This window comes from Nocardia otitidiscaviarum NBRC 14405 (assembly GCF_000308635.1).
In the GTDB taxonomy this organism is placed as follows: Bacteria; Actinomycetota; Actinomycetes; order Mycobacteriales; family Mycobacteriaceae; genus Nocardia; species Nocardia otitidiscaviarum.
Genome location: NZ_BAGD01000252.1, coordinates 1 through 1,293, shown reverse-complemented (window position 1 = coordinate 1,293; position 1,293 = coordinate 1). Strand labels below are relative to the sequence as shown.

Genomic DNA, 1,293 nt, shown 5'->3' with positions numbered 1-1,293 from the left:
TTTGAGGTTCCCCCGCTTTCTCGGAGGGCTCTGACTGTGGTCCGATAGGGGCCGGAAGGAGTCATTCGTGGCAGCACCGAAGAAGTACCCCGATGAGTTGAAGGCGCGGGCGGTTCGCCTGTATCGGGAGTCGGACCCGAAGCCGACGATCCGCAAGCTCGCCGAGCAACTCGGGGTGCATCACGAGGCGTTGCGGAACTGGATCCGCCAAGCCGAGGCCGACGCCGGCGAACGTGAGGATCGGCCGACGACCGACATGCTCGCCGAGAACCGCGCGTTGAAGAAACGGGTCGCCGAGTTGGAGCGGGTCAACGAGATATTGCGTTCTGCGAGTGCGTATTTCGCCTCGGAGCTCGGCCCGACCCGGCGGTGATCATGCGGTTCGTCGAACAGAACAGCCAACACCCGGTCGAGCTCCTACTACGGGTCCTGGGCATCGCGTCCTCGACCTACTACGAGTGGCGCAAACGCGCCGCGCAGCCCTCGGATCGCCATGTCGAGGACGAGAAGCTGCTGGCCGAGATCGTCGACATTCACACCAGCTCCGGCGGCACGTACGGATCACCGAGAGTGCATGCGATGTTGCGGCGCAGAGGAATTCGCGTCGGCCGCAAACGGGTGGAACGGCTGATGCGGGCCTCGCGGTTGCAGGGCGCGTTCTTGCGCAAGAAATGGCGACTCGGCTCGACCCGGCAGGATCCGCGAGCCAGACCTGCGCCGGATCTGGTCGAACGCGACTTCACCGCCGACGCACCGAACCGGTTGTGGGTCGCCGATGCCACCCGCATCCCGTGCGGTCAGGGCGCGTTCTGGCTGGCGGCGGTGCGGGACGCGTTCTCCAACCGGATCGTCGGATGGAAAACCTCCGATCGCTGCGATACCGAGCTGGTGCTCGGTGCGATGGAATACGCGGTCTGGAGCCGGGAGATCCGCGACGGACAGCTGATACATCACAGCGACCGCGGCTCGACCTACACAGCCATCCGATTCGCAAACAGGCTGGCGGACAACGGGATAGCGCAGTCGATGGGGTCGGTCGGTGACAGCTATGACAACGCGTTGATGGAGAACTTCTTCTCCACTCTCAAGACCGAGCTGGTCTATCGGCGGAGCTGGCGTACCCGAGATGAGGCCGAGAACGCCTTGTTTGCCTACATCGACGGCTGGTACAACACCCAGCGCATCCAGAAGAGGCTCGGCTGGCGATCACCGGATGAGTTCGAAGCCGGTTACCATTCACAGGTTCCAGCCGGAACCAGATAATCCGCTCTCCGGATTAGCGGGGGAACCTCA

General features: G+C 63.7%; 2 protein-coding genes. Both read left to right on the top strand.

Translation table 11 applies throughout. The features are described 5' to 3' along the window. Positions 1 to 67: 67 nt before the first annotated feature. Positions 68 to 373: a transposase gene (locus tag ON31_RS29570; RefSeq protein WP_039818378.1), complete on the top strand. Its 306-nt coding sequence runs from the start codon at positions 68 to 70 to the stop codon at positions 371 to 373. Next, entirely contained in the window at positions 319 to 1,263 is a 945-nt protein-coding gene (locus ON31_RS29565) for an IS3 family transposase (RefSeq protein ID WP_115061451.1), read from the top strand. The genes ON31_RS29570 and ON31_RS29565 overlap by 55 nt, the downstream gene beginning before the upstream one ends. Positions 1,264 to 1,293 lie beyond the last annotated feature (30 nt).